Here is a 1,587-nt window from a genome sequence, read left to right as displayed (position 1 = left end):
GCAAGAACATCGTCCGGCACCAGGGCCATCTCCAGCGTCCCGCTGTAGCCGTTGTTGGAGGTCTCCACCCAGTACTTGGTGTTGTCAGCGTAGAAGGTATTCTCGCTACCCTCCGGGTTCATGGTGAGGTTCACTGCACCCGGAATGTGCCTGGGCTTCCCCCACCCCTCGTCATCGTCAGCAACAAAAGCAACATGGACTTCCTCAAGTCCGTATTTCACCTTATTCATTCAGTTTACCCTCCTAATAGTTGGTATTTGCCTTGGCTTGTAACAACCTTCCCCCTGCCAAGATCAGGAGCCAGACGTAGTAATTTAGTACGGCTTACGCCATATGGTTTGAGCGGGGAAAAAGGGCAGGGAAAAGTAAAGCAATTCTTCGGCCGGATTTTCCGTCAGTTGGATCTCATAGACTATCAGCCACATGCGCTCTGAACTCAAAAAGACCGCCGACTTCCCGTAGGGAATCCGGTGGTCTTTTAGCCACTGTTCAACCCTTTTTTCAGTTGGCGGGTGCTTCCCAGCCGTGTAAAGCTCTAGGCGGTAGTTGCCTATGTCGAAGTAGTTGTGGTTGTCGGCCATCAAGTCCTCATTATCCGTGTGCACAATCAGCGTGTAGGGGAGCGGCGGTGCAACGTCCCATTTGTGATATGCGCAGGGCAGCCCTATGCTGGCCATCCCTGCGATGATGTCCAGGTAGGTCAACGCTAACCACCCCTCTCCAGGATCTGCTGCACTTTCTTCTCAAACTCCGGCACATAGCGGTCTTCGGCGGGCTTGATGTGGGGTATTCCCTCGACTCTTCCGCCCCCGGCCTTGGCATGGCCGTGTTCCAAAAGGTGGGTAAGTTGGGGCTTCTTCTTGTTGTAGACCCGGTAGCTTCCTGGAGCTTCCTTGCGGTACGTCCAGCCTTTGGCGTACTCGCCCGTGTCTTTGGGCGAGGTTTCCCGCAGGTCTTTGGCCATGGCTTTTGCTGTGTCTCTGGCGGCCTGGTCGATGGCTTCGCTAACGTCCTCTGTGTACGCCTGGATGGCCAGTACGATTTCGCCAGCCAGCTCATCAACTTTGATGACCGCCATGAGCGCTCACCTCCCCTGGCGGCCACTCCAGGCACTCCAACCTGATCCAGGCCCCGCCGTCTTTGAGAGCGTCAACGTGCTTAATCTCGTACTCAATGCCCTTGTAGACAACCTGAAACTGGTCAACCGCGTGAATTAACTCTTCGTATGCTGGAGTGTAGCGCACCTCAAAGATGACTTTGTTTTCTTCTCCATGCGCCTTGGCCGCATAGTATGCCTGCCCCCAGAGGTTGCGTCTTTCTGCCCAGACCGTCTTCCAGTCAACCCAACTCCGAACTTGGTTGCCCCACTCGTCGATGTAGGTCGTCTTTTTCTGGATAGTGATCTTGTGCCGGAGCACCTTGCCCAGCTCCCGCATTTTCTCCCGATACGCCTGCCGCCTAAGACTCTCCATCTGCACTCAGCTCCTTGGCGGCCACCTGCAGCTGAAGGCGGAGAATTTCTCGGGCAAAGTTCTCCTCAAAATACTCGCTGGCGTTATTGTAACTATAGCGGCAGTAGTCGAGGAG

4 protein-coding genes are annotated in these 1,587 nt (G+C 54.9%); all 4 read right to left on the bottom strand.

Annotated elements, in window-relative coordinates; translation table 11 throughout:
• The coding region (locus ACE4YL_RS00700) for a major tail protein (protein ID WP_461369004.1) at positions 1-230 on the bottom strand (230 nt) is incomplete at its 3' end.
• Between the two features lie 84 nt (positions 231-314).
• Complete coding sequence (locus ACE4YL_RS00695; protein ID WP_461369003.1) at positions 315-704, bottom strand: hypothetical protein; 390 nt, start codon at positions 702-704, stop codon at positions 315-317.
• 2 nt (positions 705-706) lie between these two features.
• Positions 707-1,078, bottom strand: coding sequence for an HK97 gp10 family phage protein (locus ACE4YL_RS00690; RefSeq protein WP_461369002.1), 372 nt, complete (start codon positions 1,076-1,078; stop codon positions 707-709).
• On the bottom strand, positions 1,059-1,472 hold the full coding sequence (locus ACE4YL_RS00685) for a phage head closure protein (protein WP_461369001.1): 414 nt from the start codon (positions 1,470-1,472) through the stop codon (positions 1,059-1,061). The genes ACE4YL_RS00690 and ACE4YL_RS00685 overlap by 20 nt, the downstream gene beginning before the upstream one ends.
• Between the last annotated feature and the right edge of the window lie 115 nt (positions 1,473-1,587).

Origin of the sequence: Candidatus Darwinibacter acetoxidans (genome assembly GCF_041936445.1) — a bacterium.
Classification (GTDB): domain Bacteria; phylum Bacillota; class Limnochordia; order Darwinibacteriales; family Darwinibacteriaceae; genus DTU010.
Note: the sequence above shows the minus strand (reverse complement) of the source record. Positions and strands in the feature narration are given on the sequence as shown.